This window comes from Terrabacter ginsenosidimutans (genome assembly GCF_039539425.1).
In the GTDB taxonomy this organism is placed as follows: Bacteria; Actinomycetota; Actinomycetes; order Actinomycetales; family Dermatophilaceae; genus Terrabacter; species Terrabacter ginsenosidimutans.
Map to the genome: position 1 here is coordinate 200115 of NZ_BAABDC010000002.1, position 16757 is coordinate 216871.

The window sequence follows — 16757 nt, forward strand, 5'->3', positions numbered from 1 at the left end:
CTCGCGACGGGCGGGTACCTGCGCTCGGGGACACACGGCATACGGAATCCGGCGCGCCGTGCGCGGGCAGCCAAAAGCCCGGCGACCGTGACGGTCACCGGGCTCGCGGACGGTTGTCGTGCGGAGGGTGGGAGGTGGTCGAAGGGGTCAGCCAGCGCGGCGGGCGCGAGCGTTGCGACGCTTCAGGGCGCGTCGCTCGTCCTCGGAGAGGCCGCCCCAGACGCCGGCGTCCTGGCCGGTCTCGATGGCCCACTTCAGGCAGGTGTCCATGACCGGACAGGTCCGGCACACGGCCTTCGCCTCCTCGATCTGCAGGATGGCCGGGCCGGTGTTCCCGATGGGGAAGAACAGCTCCGGATCGGCCTCGAGGCAGGCAGCGCGGTCGCGCCAATCCATGTGGCGTGCTCCTTCATGTATGTCGGTTCGGCACCGACGTCCGGGTGTCGGTCGCGGTGCATGTGCGGGGCGCCAGCGTCGTTGTCGGAGCCAAGTCATGGTGTCGTCGTGCCCTGGGGGATGACCCCCTGACCAACGGAAACGCGCACGAAAATGTTCCGTACGCGTTGCAGGCCATGATCCAGTGTGACCAGAGACCATGTCCGTGTTCAACGCTTGGGCGCCGATCACACCAAGGATTGAGTCTATCGGCACTCGGCTCCCAGTTCCATACCTCACGGCCACGAGTGGGCCCGCAGTCCCGACCCGATCGGCCGGCAGCGAGGGATCGATAGGCTGGCGGCGTGACCGATTCGACGTCTCCGACCCGCGAGGTGCGCGGATCCCACCGTGCAGCAGGGCTGCTCACGCTCCTCGAGGCCATCGCGGTCCTCGGCTTCGCCGCCTTCTACGTCTACGAGATGGTGACGGGCGCCACAGAGGACCTGACGCGCGCGGCGACGTCCGGCGCGCTCATCCTCGTCTTCGGTGTCGCCCTGCTCGCACTGGCCCGGGGTTGGTCGCACGCGGCGGACTGGCCGCGGACCCCCACGGTGCTGTGGAACGCGCTCCTGCTGCCGGTGGCGTGGTCGCTGCACGAGTCCGGTCGCACGCCGGTCGCGCTCGCGGTGGCCCTCGTCGCGATCGCGAGCATCGGGGCGGCCGTCTCGGCGCCCGGACGACGCGACGGCCTCGGCGACCCGCAGACCGGATCCGACAATGCCGACCATGCCGACAATGCGGACACGGACGGCGGTGGCCACGCGGGCCCCGGCAGGGTCAGCTGAGCGAGAGCCAGTCGTTCCAGCCGTTGTGGAGCACCAGCCAGGCGATGAGGCCGTAGCCGGCCTGGCCCGGGTGCGCCCGGTCGGGGCTCGCCGCGAGGTCGGCCATCCACTGGTCGTGGGTGGCGAGTGGGCGGTAGCAGTCGACGTAGGTGATGCCTCGGCGTGAGCAGACGTCGGCCTGCGCCTCGGCGAGCGCCTCGATCTTGCGGTTCATCTCAGCATCGAGGGTCGGCGTCAGCCCCACGACGAAGACGCCGATGCCGGCGTTGGTCGCCTCGTCGAGGACGTTGGCGAGGTTGAGCCGGGAGCGGGCCATGGTCATGCCCGAGGTGACGTCGCCCGTGCCGACGCTGAGCACGAGGCGGCGCTCCGAGCGTCCCTTCCACCGGGGGTGGCACTCGGCGCCCCAGCGCGCCACGACGTCGGCGGACGTGTTGCCGCGGACGCCGAGGTTGTAGGCGGTGAGGTCGATGTCGGGGTGCTGGGTGCGGGCGACGACCCGACCGACCCAGCCGAGGCCCTTGGGGTCGCCGTAGCCGGCCGTCATCGAGGCGCCGACGAAGATCATCCCGACGTCGCGGATCCCGTCGGCGACGGTGAACTCGGCGCTCGGCGCGTAGTACGGGTCGGCTGCCGGAGCCGCCGGCTCGGGGGCGTCCGAGGACGCGGCGGGAGCGGCGGGTGCCGTGGGCTCGGGGGTGGCCGCCGCGGCATACCGTCCCGGGTTGTCGGTGGTGAACCGGGTGTGGGAGGAGGGGTAGGCAGGGCCCACGCCGTAGGGCTCCCTCGGTGCGTCGGGGTGCGTCTCGGCGGTGTCGCCTCGGTCGCTGCGGTCGCTCACGTGCTCAGTCCTCGTCGTCGTCCAGTCGGGCGAGCCACGTCGCGAGTCGCTCGACCGGCACCTCGAACTCGGGGTTGAGGTCGACGAACGTGCGCAGCTGCTCGGCCAGCCACTCGATGCTGACCTGCTCCTCGCCGCGCCGGGTCGCCAGCTCCTCGATGCCCCTGTCGGTGAAGTACACGATGGGAGGTTATCGCGTGCGGGGGCGCGGCTTGCGCAGGCGGGCCGAGGACGTGGGCCCGATCTCGGCCGAGAGAGCCTCAGGGGAGTATGCCGTCACCCCGGGACGGCAGCGAGGGACCCCGCCGACGTGGCGGGGTCCCTCGCTGTGGCCTGTCCGGCTCAGCGGCCGAAGGCGCGCTCCATGAGCTCGGCCTGCTCGGCGGCGTGCTTCTTCGACGAGCCGGTGGCGGGCGACGCGGCGGCCTTGCGGGCCACGACGCGCCACGGCCGGGTCTCGCCGAGGTCGCAGAGGTCCTCGTGGAGCCACTGGGCCATGAGCGGCCACGCGCCCTGGTTGCGCGGCTCGTCCTGCACCCAGACCAGCTCGGCACCGGGGTACTTCGAGGCGGCGTCGACGATCTCCTGCTCGGGGATCGGGTAGAGCTGCTCGACGCGGATGACGGCCGTCGAGGTGTCGCCGCGCTTCTCACGCTCGGCGTCGAGCTCGTGGACGATCTTGCCGCTCGCGAAGAGGACGCGTGTGACGTCCTTGGTGACGCCCTCGTGGTCGGCGAGTACGGGCTGGAAGCCGCCCGCGGTGAAGGCCTCCACGGAGCTCGCCGCCGCCTTGCTGCGCAGCATCGACTTCGGGGTGAAGACGACGAGCGGAGTGCGCGGTCGGGCGTAGGCCTGACGGCGCAGCAGGTGGAAGTAGCTCGCTGCCGTCGACGGGTAGGCGACCGTCATGTTGTTCTCTGCGCACAGCTGCAGGTAGCGCTCGATGCGCGCCGAGCTGTGGTCGGGTCCCTGTCCCTCGTAGCCGTGCGGCAGGAGCAGCACGACCGAGCTGCGCTGGCCCCACTTCTGCTCGGAGCTGGAGATGAACTCATCGACGATCGTCTGGGCGCCGTTGCCGAAGTCACCGAACTGCGCTTCCCACAGCACGAGGGCATCGGGGCGCTCGACGGAGTAGCCGTACTCGAAGCCCATCGCGGCGTACTCCGACAGGAGCGAGTCGTAGACCCAGAAGCGGGCCTGGCCCTCACCGAGGTAGAGCAGCGGCGTCCACTCCTCCGCGTTGTTCTTGTCGATGAGCACCGCGTGGCGCTGGACGAACGTGCCACGGCGGCTGTCCTGGCCGGCGAGCCGGATCGGGGTGCCCTCCTTGAGCAGCGTGCCGAAGGCGAGCAGCTCGGCCATGGGCCAGTCGATGCCGCCCTCGTGCACCATCTGGGCGCGCTTGTCCATGAGCTGCTTGAGCTTCGGGTGGATCGTGAAGCCCTCGGGGGGGCTCGCGAACGTCTCACCGATGTGCACCAGCTCGCTGGCCGGGACGCCCGTCTCGGTGGCCGAGCGCACCGGCGCCACGTCGTCCTGGACCTGCGCCGTCGGGCGCTCGAGGCCGGCGTTGTCCGGGGCGTCCGAGTCACGGTCGCTCGCGGAGGCCGCGGCGGCTGCGGCGGCGGACTGCGCCTTCTTGGCCTCACGCGTCTCCACGAAGACCCGCTCCAGCTGCTGCTGGTAGTCGCGCAGCGCGGCCTCGGCGTCCTCGACGCTGATGTCGCCGCGGCCGATGAGCGATTCGGTGTAGAGCTTGCGGACCGAGCGCTTGGCCTCGATGAGGTTGTACATCAGCGGCTGGGTCATCGACGGGTCGTCGCCCTCGTTGTGACCGCGACGGCGGTAGCACACCATGTCGATGACGACGTCCTTGTTGAACTCCTGGCGGAACTCGTAGGCCAGCTCGGCCACGCGCACGCAGGCCTCGGGGTCGTCACCGTTCACGTGGAAGATCGGCGCCTGGATCATCCGTGCGACGTCGGTCGAGTACACCGACGAGCGCGAGCTGCTCGGCGACGTCGTGAAGCCGACCTGGTTGTTGATGACGACGTGGATCGTGCCGCCGGTGCGGTAGCCGCGCAGCTGCGAGAGGTTGAGCGTCTCGGCCACGACACCCTGACCCGCGAAGGCCGCGTCGCCGTGCATGAGCACGGGCAGCACGGTGAACGACTCGCCGGCCAGGTTGAGGCGATCCTGCTTGGCCCGGACGATGCCCTCGAGCACGGGGTTGACCGCCTCGAGGTGCGAGGGGTTGGCGGCGAGGTAGACCTTGGTCTTGCTGCCGTCCTCGGAGACGAACTCACCCTCGGTGCCGAGGTGGTACTTCACGTCGCCGGAGCCCTGGACCGACTTGGGGTCCTGGGTGCCCTCGAACTCGCGGAAGATCTGGCCGTAGGACTTGCCCGCGATGTTGGCGAGCACGTTGAGCCGGCCACGGTGGGGCATGCCGATGCAGACCTCGTCGAGCTTCTCGCTCGCGGCGCGGCACAGGATGCGGTCGAGGAGCGCGATGACGGACTCGCCGCCCTCGAGCGAGAAGCGCTTCTGCCCGACGAACTTCGTCTGGAGGAAGGTCTCGAAGGCCTCGGCGGCGTTGAGACGGCGCATGATGCGCATCTGCTCGTCGCGGTTGGCCTTCTCGTAGGGCCGCTCGACCTTGTTCTGGATCCACTTGCGCTGGTCGGGGTCCTGGATGTGCATGTACTCGATGCCGACGGTGCGGCAGTACGAGTCACGCAGGATGCCGAGGATCTTGCGCAGCTTGAGGAACGGGTAGCCACCGAAACCGCCGGTCGCGAACGTCCGGTCGAGGTCCCACAGCGTCAGGCCGTGCGTCGTGACGTCGAGGTCGTGGTGACGGCGCTGCTTGTACTCGAGCGGGTCCGTGTCGGCCATCAGGTGGCCGCGCACGCGGTAGGCGTGGATGAGCTCCTGGACGCGGGCGACCTTGTTGATGTCGTCGTCGTGCGAGGAGTCGATGTCCTGGATCCAGCGGACCGGCTCGTAGGGGATGCGCAGCGACTCGAAGATCTCGTCGTAGAAGCGGTTGTCGCCCAGGAGCAGCTGGTGGATGATCCGCAGGTAGTCACCGCTCTGGGCGCCCTGGATGATCCGGTGGTCGTAGGTCGAGGTGAGCGTGAGGATCTTGCTCACGGCGTTCTTGTTGAGCGTCTCGTTGCTCGCGCCCTGCCACTCGGCGGGGTAGTCGAGGGCGCCGACGCCGATGATGGCGCCCTGGCCCTTCATGAGGCGCGGCACGGAGTGGACCGTGCCGATGCCGCCCGGGTTGGTCAGCGAGATCGTCGTGCCCTGGAAGTCCTCGACCGTCAGCTTGTTGGCGCGCGCCTTGCGGACGATGTCCTCGTAGGCGGTCCAGAAGTGGACGAAGTCCATCTCCTCGGCCGACTTGATCGAGGGCACGACGAGGGTGCGGCTGCCGTCGTCCTTCTGCAGGTCGATGGCGAGACCGAAGTTGACGTGGGCCGGCCGCACGAGCGCGGGCTTGCCGTCCTTCTCGGTGAAGCCGTTGTTCATCTCCGGCATGAGGGCCAGGGCCTTGACCATGGCGTAGCCGATGAGGTGCGTGAAGCTGACCTTGCCGCCCCTGGAGCGGGCCAGGTGGTTGTTGACGACGACGCGGTTGTCGATGAGCAGCTTGGCCGGGACGGCGCGCACGCTCGTCGCGGTCGGGACGGTGAGCGAGACCTCCATGTTGGCCACGACGCGCGAGGACGCACCGCGCAGCGGGGTCACGACGTCCTCGTTGACCGGGCCCGTGCCCTTGACGGCCGGCATGTCGCGCGGCTTCGGGGCCGCGGGCTCCGCCTTGGGCTCCGCCTTGGGCTCCGTCTTGGGCTCCGTCTTGGGCTCCGTCTTGGGCTCCGCCTTGGGCTCCGCCTTCGCCTCGGGTGTCTTCGCAGCGACGGGCGCAGGGGGAGCCGGCGCAGCGGCCGGCGCGGCCGGAGCCGTCTTCGTGGCGGTCTTCGCGGCGGACGGGGTGGCCGAGCCGTTGCTCGGGCCGTTCGCCGACCCGTTGGACGGGACGGTCGTCGGGACCGTCGCCGTCTGCGGCTTGGTCGTGGTGGCGGTCGCGGTCGCCGTCGTGCGGTTCGAGGCCGCGCCCGTGTCGGCCTCACCCGGCCGGTAGTCCTCGAAGAACCCCCACCAGGCCTTGTCGACCGACGTCTTGTCGGTCAGGAACTGCTGGTAGAGCTCGTCGACGAGCCATTCGTTCGGCCCGAACGCTGCTATCGGGTCACCGGACGTGGACTGATCGGACACGACGAATGCGCCTCTTTCGTTGGCTTGGGTGCGTCTTTGCCTATACAGGGGTCAAGCCTAGCCCCGAAGCCACGGATACCCGCCTGAGGCTCGGATGTCGAACCGGCCGGCTCGGGAGGCGTTGGTCACGTCGGCCGGCCGGTGCGCGCCGACGGGTCAGCTGATGTCGGAGCGCAGCGTGCGCCACGTGCCGAGACCGGCCATGACGGCGGCATACGCCATGAGAACGAGGGCGCCGGCCCACCAGGAGAGCTGGGCGACCGGCTGCCCGTCGAAGCCGCCGCTGGACGACTCGAGCATGGCGCTCGTGGCCCGGCTCGGCAGGTAGGGGGAGATGCTCTTGCCCCAGTCGGTGAGGGCGAGCACGAGGCCGAGCACGGGCTCGACGATCCAGGCCACTGCCACGGAGATGAGCAGGGCCGCGACCTGGTTGGGGATGAGGATGCCTGCGCCGAGACCGATGAGGGCCCACAGGCCGAGGACGAGCATCGACAGGGCCAGCGTGCGCCAGATCGAGCTGTCGGCGAACGGCGCGACCCCCTTGGAGGTCAGCACGACCGTGCCCGCGCCGACGGCGCCAGCGAGGGAGAGGAGCCCGTAGAAGGCCCCGACGGCGAGCAGCGAGATGACCTTGGCAGCCATGACCCGGCCGCGTCGCGGGATGGCGAGGAAGGTCGCGGTGATCGTCTGGTGGCGGTACTCCGAGCCGATCGTCAGCACCCCGATGGAGAGGGTGAGCAGGTAGCCGACCTGGAGGCCGCCGGTGAAGACGGCCTTGGCGAGGGCGGCGTCCGTGCGGGGGGCCGCTGCTGCCTGGGGCCCACGTACCGCGTCGCTGGTGAACACGAAGGCGAAGAGCACGGCGAACGCCGCGCCGCTGAGCAGCACCGCGATGGCCATGCCCCACCACAGGCGGGTGGTGAAGAGCTTGCGGAACTCGGCCCTGACCGCCGCGGTCATCGTGGGTCTCCGTCGTTGTCGGGCGTGCCGGTGCGCACAGCGGGCTCGGCGAGCAGGGCCGGGTCGATCGGGGGACCGCTCGGTGGCGGCAGGTCGACGGGGACGCCGTCCGGTGGACGGGCGTCGAGGTTGCGGTTGCGGTGCTCCTCGCTCTCGGTGAGGTTGAAGAAGAGCTCCTCGAGGTGCGTCTGCTCGCTGCGCAGCTCGTGGATCGCGACGTCGCTGGCGTGCGCCACGTCGCCCACGACGGCGAGGTCCTCAGTCGTGACACGCAGGCCTCGCCCGCTCGGGGAGACGGCGAGCCCTCGGGCGCGCAGCGCCTGGCCGAGCCGGTCGGGGTCGGACGTGCGGACGTAGGCCGTGGGCTCCCCGCGCAGCTCGGCGACGGTTCCCTGGGCGACGCGTCTGCCGTTGGCGATGATGACGACGTCGTCGACCGTCTGCTCGACCTCGGAGAGCATGTGGCTGGAGATGAGGAGCGTGCGGCCCTCGTCGGCAAGGTGGCGCAGGAAACCCCGCAGCCACCGGATGCCCTCGGGGTCGAGGCCGTTGGCCGGCTCGTCGAGGATGATGACGTGGGGGTCGCCGAGCAGGGCACCGGCGAGGCCGAGCCGCTGGCGCATCCCCATCGAGTAGCCGCCGGCGCGCTTGCGGGCGGCGGCGGGGATGCCGACGAGCTCGAGCAGCTCGTCGACGCGCGAGTCCGGCACGCCGGCGACGGCTGCCTGGACGCGCAGGTGGTTGCGTCCCGTGCGCCCCGGGTGGAAGTTCGTCGCCTCGAGCGCGGAGCCGACGACCCGGAGCGGGTTGGGGATCTCGGCGTAGCGGTGGCCACCGATGGTGGCCGTGCCGTCGGTCGCGCGCACGAGTCCGAGGAGCATGCGCAGGGTCGTGGTCTTCCCGCTGCCGTTGGGGCCGAGGAATCCCGTGACCCGTCCCGGCTCGACGTCGAAGTCGAGGTGGTCGACGGCGGTCAGGGACCCGAACCGCTTCGTCAGGCCGCGCACCTCGATGCGCCCGGTGAACTCCGGTCGTCCGTGCACCACCGTGATCCCTCCCTCGGCCGGCGCGCGAGCCGAGAGGCCCCCGCCGTGATGGGCCCAACTCAACCACACGGCATACCCCATCCACACGCAGGTGGTCCGGGCGGTCCGGACCGGCGGGCCCGCCCGCTGATCCTTATAGTGGGCGCACCATGACCTTCCCTCCCGTCCCGGCCGAACGGGCGGTCGGCCAGTGACCGAGTGGCTCCTCGTCCTCGGCGCCGTGCTGCTCACCGCGGGCACCGCGTTGTTCGTCGCCGCCGAGTTCTCCCTCGTCGCCATCGACCGACCCACGGTCCAGCGCGCCATCGACGAGGGCGACGCGCGAGCCAGGGTCGTGCTCCAGTCGCTCAAGCAGCTCTCGACCCAGCTGTCGGCGGCGCAGGTCGGCATCACGATCACGACGCTCGTCGTCGGCTACCTCGCCCAGCCGTCGATCGGCGTCCTCCTGTCGGGCCCGCTCACCGGACTAGGACTGGGCGCCGGGGCCGTCGAGGCGGTGTCGAGCAGCGTGGCCCTGCTCATCGCGACGGTCTTCTCGATGATCTTCGGAGAGCTGCTCCCGCAGTTCCTCGGCATCTCCGCGCCCCTCGCCACGGCGAAGGTCGTGGCCCTGCCCGTCCGCGTCTTCGCCGTCATCGCCAAGCCCCTCATCCTCGTGCTCAACGGCTCGGCCAACGCCTTCCTCCGCGCCTTCGGCATCGAACCGCAGGAGGAGCTGTCCGGCGCTCGCACGCCCCAGGAGCTCGCGAGCCTCGTCCAGCGCTCGGCCGAGGCCGGCACGCTCGACGTCACGACCGCGCGCATGCTGACGCGGTCGCTCGGCTTCGGGGAGCGCACGGCCGACGACGTCATGACGCCGCGCGTGCGCTGCACGGGCATCCACCGGGAGGAGTCCGCCGACGACGTGCTGCGCCTGTCACGGCGCACCGGCCACTCGCGCTTCCCGGTGCTCGGCGAGGACTGGGACGACATCGACGGAGTCGTCCACGTCAAGAAGGCCATGGCGGTGCCGCACGAGCGGCGCAAGGACGTGCCCGTCTCGGCCCTCATGTCCGACCGCCTCGTCGTGCCCGAGACGATCCGTCTCGACCCGCTGCTGCGCGAGCTGCGCGAAGGCGGCTTCCAGATGGCCGTCGTGGTCGACGAGTACGGCGGGACGTCGGGCATCGTCACGCTCGAGGACGTCGTGGAGGAGATCGTCGGCGAGGTGTCCGACGAGCACGACCGCAGCCGCCAGGGCGGACGCGAGCTCATCGACGGGTCGTGGACGGTGCCCGGCCTGTGGCGCCCGGACGAGGTGCGCGACGCCTTCGACGCCGAGGTGCCCGACGGGTCGACCTACGAGACCATGGGCGGCTTCGTCATGACGAGTCTCGGCCGGGTGCCGGTCGTCGGCGACGTCGTGCGGCTGCCGGGGTGGCGCATCCACGTCGTGGGCATGGAGGGTCGCAGGGTCGACCGGCTGCGCTTCGTGCCGGACCCGGAGTCGCTGCCGCACGACGGCGTTGGGGACGACGGCGGCGCCGGCGACGCGGCGGGCGCCGCACCCGGCGGGCGTATGCCGTCCGGCGGGGGAGCGGGGGAGCCGTCGTGAGCGGCCCCTGGGTCTACGTCGTCTCGGTGTTCCTCCTCCTCGGCAACGCCTTCTTCGTCGGTGCGGAGTTCGCGGCCATGGCGGTCCGACGCTCCACGCTCGAACCTCTCGCCGACGCCGGCAGCAAGCGGGCGCAGTCGTGCCTGCTCGCCCTCGAACGGCTCGGGTCGATGCTCGCGACCGCGCAGCTCGGCATCACCGTGTGTTCCGTGGGGCTGGGCGCGCTGGCCGAGGCGGCCCTCCACCACCTGCTCGAGCCGGTCTTCCACACGTGGGGCCTGTCCGACGCGTGGGCGAGCGGCGTGGCGCTCGCGCTGGCGCTGCTCATCGTGTCCTACCTGCACGTCGTCGTCGGCGAGATGATCCCCAAGAACCTCGCCATCGCCGGTCCCGACCGGGCGGCCCTCGTCCTCGTGCCCTCGCTCTTCTTCATCGCGAGCGCGCTGCGACCGATCATCCACGCCATGGAGACCGTCGCGAAGGCCCTCGTGCGGCTGTTCCGGGTCGAGCCCAAGGACGAGATCACCTCGGCGTTCACCGCCGAGGAGGTCGCCCACATCGTCGGCGAGTCGAGGCGCGAGGGCCTCATCGAGGAGGAGCGCCACGGCCTCGTCGCCAAGACGCTCGAGTTCTCCGACAAGCGTGCCCGCGAGGTCGCCGTCGACGTGCGCTCCCTGACCACGGTCGAGCTCGGGGCGACACCTGCCGACATCGAGCGGCTCGTCGCCAAGCAGGGCTTCTCGCGCTACCCCGTCCGCGACGCCGCCGGCGAGATCGCCGGCTACCTCCACCTCAAGGACATCCTCTACGCCGACGACGAGCGCCACGAGCAGCCGGTCCCGCCCAAGCGGGTCCGTCGGCTCGCCACGGTGCGCGAGGACGACGACATCGAGGACGTGCTGGCCACGATGCAGCTGACGGGCGCGCACCTCGCGCGCGTCATCGACGACGATGGGGCGGTGACCGGCGTCGTCTTCCTCGAGGACGTGCTGGAGGAGCTCGTCGGTGAGGTGACGGACACGACCCAGCGCTGACCCGATCACGACACGCGTGCGCCCGGTCTCGTCGAGCCCGTCAATCGTCCCCGCGCTCGAGCCAGGCGAGGTATGCCGTGCCGCGCGGTGACAGCTCGTAGCCGACGTCGTGGCTGATGGTCAGCCCGAGGCTCTTGAGCTTGCGGATGTCGACCTTCATGGGGAGCAGCTCGACGCCGCGCAGGGCCGCGAGCTCCTTGGACACGACCCGGGGGTTGTCGCGGATCCACTCGAGGATCTCGCGCGTCCACGGGCCGGTGGGTCGGGCGTCGAGCCGTCCCAGTCGAGCGGCGATGTCGCCCAGGCTGTCGTCGTCGGGGAGGGTCTCGCGCAGTGCGATGCGGGGGTCCTCGCCGGCCCAGCTGAGCGTGATGCGGTAGACGGTGTCCCCACCGCGGCCGCCGCGCGGGGACGGCTTGCGCTCACGCGGGGCCAGGAACCGCTGCAGCGTGGCGAGGTCCTTGACGCCGGCCTTCTTCGCGTCACGTTCCGTCAGGCGGTCCGGATCACGCACCCGGCTGACGGCCTCGAACCGGATGAGACCGGCAGAGGTCAGCTGGAGGCCGCCGACCTTGACCCGCGGGGCGTCCCAGCGGCGGAAGGCCTGCGTGACCGTTCCGGCCCGGACTGCCTCGGCGACGGGCTTGGAGATCAGCACCTCGTCATCGTGGCACGAGCGGATCGGATGCCCCGCCCACGACCACTGGACGCCTGCGGCGTCGTGCCCCGGCAGGACTCCGAACACGTCTTCGTTCGTTGGTGCCCCCGGCAGGACTCCGGTGGCGTCTTCGTTCCTCAGACGCGACCTCCCCGAGTCCCTCGGGGGCACAGACATCGAAGGGCCGACCTGAGGGGCGCTTCGCGCCTTCAGGTCGGCCCTTCGATGATGGTGCCCCCGGCAGGATTCGAACCTGCGCTCCCGCCTCCGGAGGGCGGTGCTCTATCCCCTGAGCTACGGGGGCGGCTCGCACTTTCGTGCGCCCGGCGAGATTAGCAGGACCGGACCGGGATCGCTGAATGCACCCCCGGTGTCACCCATCCCCACTCGTAGACTCACGGCATGACGCCGGAGCAGCTGCGTGCCCTCCTGGAGGAGGTCGCCGCGCAGGCGGCCCGCACCGGCGACCTGCCGGACGAGGCCGGGGCCGGTCCTCCTGCGGGACCGGTCTTCCGTCCCGCCGACACCCGTGCCGCCGGTGTCGTCGCCGACTGGGTGACACCGGTCGCCCAGCGCTGGGCCCCGCGTCTGGACCTCGCGCCCCGCGACCTCGCTCGGGTGCTCGCGCAGGCGCTGACGCTCCAGAGGCCCGTCGCCGCCGTCGAGGTCGCCCCGAGCGGTCTCGTCGCCCTCACCCTCGAGGACTGGGCGCGGTCCGAGATCGTCCCGCGCGTCCTCGAGGAGCAGGACCACTACGCCCTCGTCGACGGTGACGGGCGTCCCGAGATCGTCGAGGCCGCCGGCAGCCGGGACCCGGACGACCCCGTCCGCGCTGCCCAGCTCGCCCATGCGCGCGTGTGCCGGATCATCCGCAACGCCGAGGCCGCCGGAGTGGAGCGCCGGTCCTCGGCGCGCCTCGGGGAGCTGACGCACGTCGCCGAACGCCACCTCCTGGTCGCTCTCGCCGACCTGCCGCAGCGGCTCGACAGGCACGCCGGCGACGCGGTCCAGCAGCGCCGTGCGGTGACCGACCTCGCGGCGCTCGCCGACGCCTGGGACCACCCCGTCCGACCCGTCGCGGTCGGCGTCCACCCCGCGCCGATCCACGGCGCCCGGCTGCTCCTCGCCGACGCCGTCCGGATCGTCTTGCGCAATGGACTGACGCGCCTGGGTGCGGCGGCCCCGGAGAGGATGTAGGCATGCGCGCACACGAAGCAGGAGCGCTGCACGCGGAGGGCTATCGCGGCCCCGCGTGGCTCCAGACCCCCGTCGACGTCAACGCCCTCGTCCCGTCCCTGTGGGCGACGTCCGTGGGTCGGGGGAGCGACGGCGTCCTCACGGTCGGTGGGCTGAGCGTCACCGAGCTGGCCCGCGAGTTCGGCACCCCGGCATACGTCATCGACGAGGAGGACTTCCGCACGCGCGCAAGGGATTTCAAGCAGACGTATGCCGAGGTGTTCGACGGCCTGTCGGGCGGGGCGGACGTGTTCTACGCCGGCAAGGCGTTCCTGTGCACCGAGGTCGCGCGGTGGGTCCACGACGAGGGTCTGCACCTCGACGTGTGCACGGGCGGCGAGCTCGCGGTGGCGAAGCGGGCCGGAGTCCCCGGCGAGCGCATCGGCCTGCACGGCAACAACAAGAGCGTCGCCGAGATCCGCGACGCCCTCGACTACGGCGTGGGGCGCATCGTCGTCGACTCCTTCGACGAGATCGAGCGCATCGCGGCGGTCGCGACCGAGCTCGGCGTGGTGGCGCCCGTCCTCGTCCGCGTCACCGTCGGCGTGGAGGCACACACCCACGAGTTCATCGCCACCGCGCACGAGGACCAGAAGTTCGGTCTGTCGCTGGCCGGTGGCCACGCCTTCGAGGCGGCGCGTCGCATCCTCGACAGACCCGAGTCGCTGCGCCTGCTCGGGCTCCACAGCCACATCGGTTCGCAGATCTTCGACACCGCAGGCTTCGAGGTCTCGGCGCGGCGCATCGTCGGCCTGCACACCCAGATCGCGCGTGAGCTCGGCGTCGAGCTGCCCGAGCTCGACCTCGGCGGTGGGTTCGGCATCGCCTACACGACCGAGCACGACCCGCTGCCGCCCAAGAACCTCGCCGCCGGCATGGCCGAGATCATCGAGCGCGAGTGCCGCGCCGACGGGGTGGCGGTGCCCCGCATCTCCATCGAACCGGGTCGTGCCATCGCCGGCCCGAGCACCTTCACCCTCTACGAGGTCGGCACCGTCAAGCCGGTCGACCTCGACGGCGGCGCGCAGCGCGTCTACGTCTCCGTCGACGGCGGCATGAGCGACAACGTCCGCACGGCCCTCTACGACGCCAACTACTCGTGCACCGTGGCGAGCCGCGCCTCGACGGCCACTCCCGTGCTGGCTCGCGTCGTCGGCAGACACTGCGAGAGCGGCGACATCGTGGTCAAGGACGAGTTCCTTCCCGGCGACGTCGGGGCCGGTGACCTGCTCGCCGTCCCCGGCACCGGGGCCTACTGCCGGTCCCTGTCGAGCCAGTACAACCACACGCCCCGACCCCCGGTCGTCGCGGTCCGCGACGGCGTGGCCCGCGTCATCGTCCGGCGCGAGACGATCGCCGACCTGCTCGCCCTCGACGTCTGATGGCGCTGCAGATCCTTCGCCGCGGATGTCCGGATCGCGAAACAATGACCGTCCAGCACCCGGACACGCGGCAGGATTGCCGCCGTGGACAGCGCCGTGAGTGACCCCCAGCCGTTGCGCGTCGCCCTGCTCGGGGCCGGCGTCGTGGGCGGAGCCGTCGCGCGACTGCTCACCGAGCACGCCGACGACATGGCTGCGCGGGTCGGTGCGCCGCTCGAGATCGCGGGCATCGCGGTGCGCCGCGCCGGTCGCGACCGCGCCGCGCTCGGCGTCGACCCGGCGCTCTTCACGACCGACGCCGAGGACCTCGTGACGCGTGCCGACGTCGTCGTCGAGGTCATCGGCGGCATCGAGCCGGCCCGGTCCCTCATCCTGCGTGCGATGGAGCACGGGGCGTCCGTGGTCACGGCCAACAAGGCGCTCCTCGCCGAGGACGGTCCCGCCCTCTACGACGCGGCCGCCCGCCACGGCGTGGACCTCTACTACGAGGCTGCGGTCGCCGGGGCCATCCCGCTGCTCCGGCCGCTGCGTGAGTCGCTGGCGGGGGACGAGGTGCGCAGGGTCCTGGGCATCGTCAACGGCACCACCAACTACGTCCTCGACAAGATGGACACGACAGGGGCGGGCTTCGACGACGCCGTGGAGCAGGCCCAGGCGCTCGGCTACGCGGAGGCCGACCCGACCGCCGACGTCGAGGGGTTCGACGCCGCTGCGAAGGCGGCCATCCTCGCCTCGCTCGCCTTCCACACCCGCGTCTCGGGCGCCGACGTCTACCGCGAGGGCATCACCGAGGTGACGGCCGCAGACGTCGCGGCCGCGCGCGAGATGGACGCCGTCGTCAAGCTCCTGGCGATCTGCGAGCGCAGCGACAAGGGCGTCAGCGTGCGCGTGCACCCGGCGATGATCCCGCGCTCGCACCCGCTGGCCGGGGTCCGCGAGGCCTTCAACGCCGTCTTCGTCGAAGCCGACGCCGCCGGCGAGCTGATGTTCTACGGCAAGGGCGCCGGGGGCGACCCCACCGCCTCCGCGGTCCTCGGTGACCTCGTGGCCGTGGCGCGCCACCGGGTGGGTGGCGGCCTGGGCCCGGGGGAGTCGAGCTATGCCGACCTGCCGGTGCTGACGATGGGCGACGCCCAGACGAGGTACCACATCAGCCTGGACGTCGAGGACCGCTCAGGGGTGCTCGCCCAGGTCGCGGCAGCCTTCGCCGACCACGACGTCTCGATCGAGACGGTGCGCCAGCAGCTCGTTCCCGCCGGTGACGGCCAGGGCGCCCGCGCCAACCTCATCATCGTCACGCACTCCGCGAGCGATGCGGCCCTGTCGTCCACGGTCGAGCGACTGCGCACGCTCGACGTCGTCCGTGGAGTCAACTCCGTGATGCGCGTGGAAGGCTCGTGATGGCTCACCAGTGGCGCGGAGTGATCCGCGAGTACGCCGACCGCCTTCCCATGCTCGAGGGTGCGCCGGTCGTCACGCTCCACGAGGGCGGTACCCCACTCATCCACGCCGAGAAGCTCTCTGCGCTGGTCGGTGCCGAGGTCCACCTCAAGTACGAAGGTCTCAACCCCACCGGCTCGTTCAAGGACCGTGGCATGACGACCGCGATCAGCGTCGCCGCCCGCAAGGGCGCCAAGGCCGTCATCTGCGCGAGCACCGGCAACACCAGCGCGTCGGCGGCGGCATACGCCACCAAGGCCGGCATGACGTGCGGTGTCCTCGTGCCCGAGGGCAAGATCGCGATGGGCAAGCTGAGCCAGGCGATCGCGCACGGCGCGACGCTGCTGCAGGTCGACGGCAACTTCGACGACTGCCTCACGCTCGCGCGCAAGCTCGCCGAGGCCTACCCCGTCGAGCTCGTCAACTCGGTCAACCCGGCCCGCATCGAGGGCCAGAAGACGGCGAGCTTCGAGGTGGTGGACGCGCTCGGCGACGCCCCTGACATCCACTGCCTGCCCGTCGGCAACGCCGGCAACATCACGGCGTACTGGCGGGGCTACCGCGAGTACTCGTCGGACCCGTCGGTCAGCGACAAGCCGGGCCCGGCCACACGGCTCCCGCAGATGTGGGGCTTCCAGGCCGCCGGGGCGGCTCCGATCGTCCTCGGCCACCCCGTCGACCATCCCGAGACCATCGCGACCGCCATCCGCATCGGAAACCCCGCGTCGTGGGAGCAGGCCATCGCCGCGAGGGACGAGTCCGGAGGCCGCATCGACGCGGTCACCGACGAGCAGATCCTCGAGGCGCACCGCTACCTGTCGGCGCAGGAGGGTGTCTTCGTCGAGCCCGGTTCGGCCGCCTCCGTCGCCGGGCTGCTTGCGAGCCACGCGGCGGGTCTCGTGCCGCCGGGTGCGCGGATCGTGTGCACGGTCACCGGTCACGGTCTCAAGGACCCCCAGTGGGCGCTGCGCACGGCCGACGGGGGAGAGGTCGTGCCGACCAGGGTCTCGGTCGACGCGTTCTCGGCGGCCCAGGCGCTGGGGCTCGAGGGCTGACCGC

14 protein-coding genes and 1 tRNA gene are annotated in these 16757 nt (G+C 71.3%); 7 read left to right on the forward strand and 8 right to left on the reverse strand.

Annotation, left to right across the window (positions count from 1 at the left end; genetic code table 11):
* Window positions 1-147: 147 nt before the first annotated feature.
* Window positions 148-396, reverse strand: a complete 249-nt coding sequence (locus ABD831_RS06905) for a WhiB family transcriptional regulator (RefSeq protein WP_142177174.1) — start codon at window positions 394-396, stop codon at window positions 148-150.
* A 344-nt stretch (window positions 397-740) separates the two neighbouring features.
* On the opposite strand from ABD831_RS06905, the gene ABD831_RS06910 reads away from it, so the two are divergent.
* The gene (locus ABD831_RS06910; protein WP_344943526.1) at window positions 741-1223 is read left to right on the forward strand and encodes a hypothetical protein; all 483 of its coding nucleotides are present in this window, start codon (window positions 741-743) and stop codon (window positions 1221-1223) included.
* On the opposite strand, the gene ABD831_RS06915 is transcribed toward ABD831_RS06910, so the two are convergent.
* The 5 genes from ABD831_RS06915 to ABD831_RS06935 all read right to left on the reverse strand — a co-directional run bounded on the left by ABD831_RS06915 (window position 1216) and on the right by ABD831_RS06935 (window position 8351).
* On the reverse strand, window positions 1216-2064 hold the full coding sequence (locus ABD831_RS06915) for a GDSL-type esterase/lipase family protein (protein ID WP_344943529.1): 849 nt from the start codon (window positions 2062-2064) through the stop codon (window positions 1216-1218). The genes ABD831_RS06910 and ABD831_RS06915 overlap by 8 nt on opposite strands.
* Before the next feature lie 4 nt (window positions 2065-2068).
* On the reverse strand, window positions 2069-2245 hold the full coding sequence (locus ABD831_RS06920) for a DUF6104 family protein (RefSeq protein WP_142177175.1): 177 nt from the start codon (window positions 2243-2245) through the stop codon (window positions 2069-2071).
* A 161-nt stretch (window positions 2246-2406) separates the two neighbouring features.
* A complete protein-coding gene (locus ABD831_RS06925) occupies window positions 2407-6348 on the reverse strand; it encodes a multifunctional oxoglutarate decarboxylase/oxoglutarate dehydrogenase thiamine pyrophosphate-binding subunit/dihydrolipoyllysine-residue succinyltransferase subunit (RefSeq protein ID WP_344943533.1) in 3942 nt (1313 codons plus the stop codon).
* Window positions 6349-6504: 156 nt separating this feature from the next.
* Window positions 6505-7308 carry an ABC transporter permease gene (locus ABD831_RS06930; RefSeq protein ID WP_344943536.1) on the reverse strand — a complete coding sequence of 268 codons (804 nt, stop codon included), beginning with the start codon at window positions 7306-7308 and terminating at the stop codon, window positions 6505-6507.
* The gene (locus ABD831_RS06935) at window positions 7305-8351 is read right to left on the reverse strand and encodes an ABC transporter ATP-binding protein (protein WP_344943538.1); all 1047 of its coding nucleotides are present in this window, start codon (window positions 8349-8351) and stop codon (window positions 7305-7307) included. Before ABD831_RS06935 ends, ABD831_RS06930 begins: the two co-directional genes overlap by 4 nt.
* A 193-nt stretch (window positions 8352-8544) precedes the next feature.
* Here ABD831_RS06935 and ABD831_RS06940 point away from each other — a divergent pair, with 193 nt between their 5' ends.
* Window positions 8545-9948, forward strand: a complete 1404-nt coding sequence (locus ABD831_RS06940; RefSeq protein WP_344943541.1) for a hemolysin family protein — start codon at window positions 8545-8547, stop codon at window positions 9946-9948.
* A complete protein-coding gene (locus tag ABD831_RS06945; protein WP_344943544.1) occupies window positions 9945-10982 on the forward strand; it encodes a hemolysin family protein in 1038 nt (345 codons plus the stop codon). Before ABD831_RS06940 ends, ABD831_RS06945 begins: the two co-directional genes overlap by 4 nt.
* Before the next feature lie 40 nt (window positions 10983-11022).
* Here ABD831_RS06945 and ABD831_RS06950 read toward each other — a convergent pair whose 3' ends face one another.
* Together ABD831_RS06950 and ABD831_RS06955 are read right to left on the reverse strand one after the other, a co-directional pair.
* Window positions 11023-11727 (reverse strand): ASCH domain-containing protein, encoded by a 705-nt coding sequence (locus tag ABD831_RS06950; RefSeq protein WP_344943547.1) that lies wholly within the window; start codon window positions 11725-11727, stop codon window positions 11023-11025.
* Window positions 11728-11869: 142 nt separating this feature from the next.
* A tRNA-Arg gene (locus ABD831_RS06955) sits at window positions 11870-11944 on the reverse strand.
* 98 nt (window positions 11945-12042) lie between these two features.
* Here ABD831_RS06955 and ABD831_RS06960 point away from each other — a divergent pair.
* The 4 genes from ABD831_RS06960 (at window position 12043) to thrC (ending at window position 16753) form a co-directional block, all read left to right on the forward strand.
* Window positions 12043-12837, forward strand: coding sequence for a DALR anticodon-binding domain-containing protein (locus ABD831_RS06960; RefSeq protein WP_344943550.1), 795 nt, complete (start codon window positions 12043-12045; stop codon window positions 12835-12837).
* A gap of 2 nt (window positions 12838-12839) precedes the next feature.
* Entirely contained in the window at window positions 12840-14258 is a 1419-nt protein-coding gene (gene lysA, locus ABD831_RS06965; protein WP_344943553.1) for a diaminopimelate decarboxylase, read from the forward strand.
* An 84-nt stretch (window positions 14259-14342) separates the two neighbouring features.
* Window positions 14343-15659, forward strand: coding sequence for a homoserine dehydrogenase (locus tag ABD831_RS06970; protein ID WP_344943556.1), 1317 nt, complete (start codon window positions 14343-14345; stop codon window positions 15657-15659).
* Window positions 15659-16753: a threonine synthase gene (gene thrC / locus ABD831_RS06975; protein ID WP_344943558.1), complete on the forward strand. Its 1095-nt coding sequence runs from the start codon at window positions 15659-15661 to the stop codon at window positions 16751-16753. Before ABD831_RS06970 ends, thrC begins: the two co-directional genes overlap by 1 nt.
* Window positions 16754-16757: the final 4 nt, after the last annotated feature.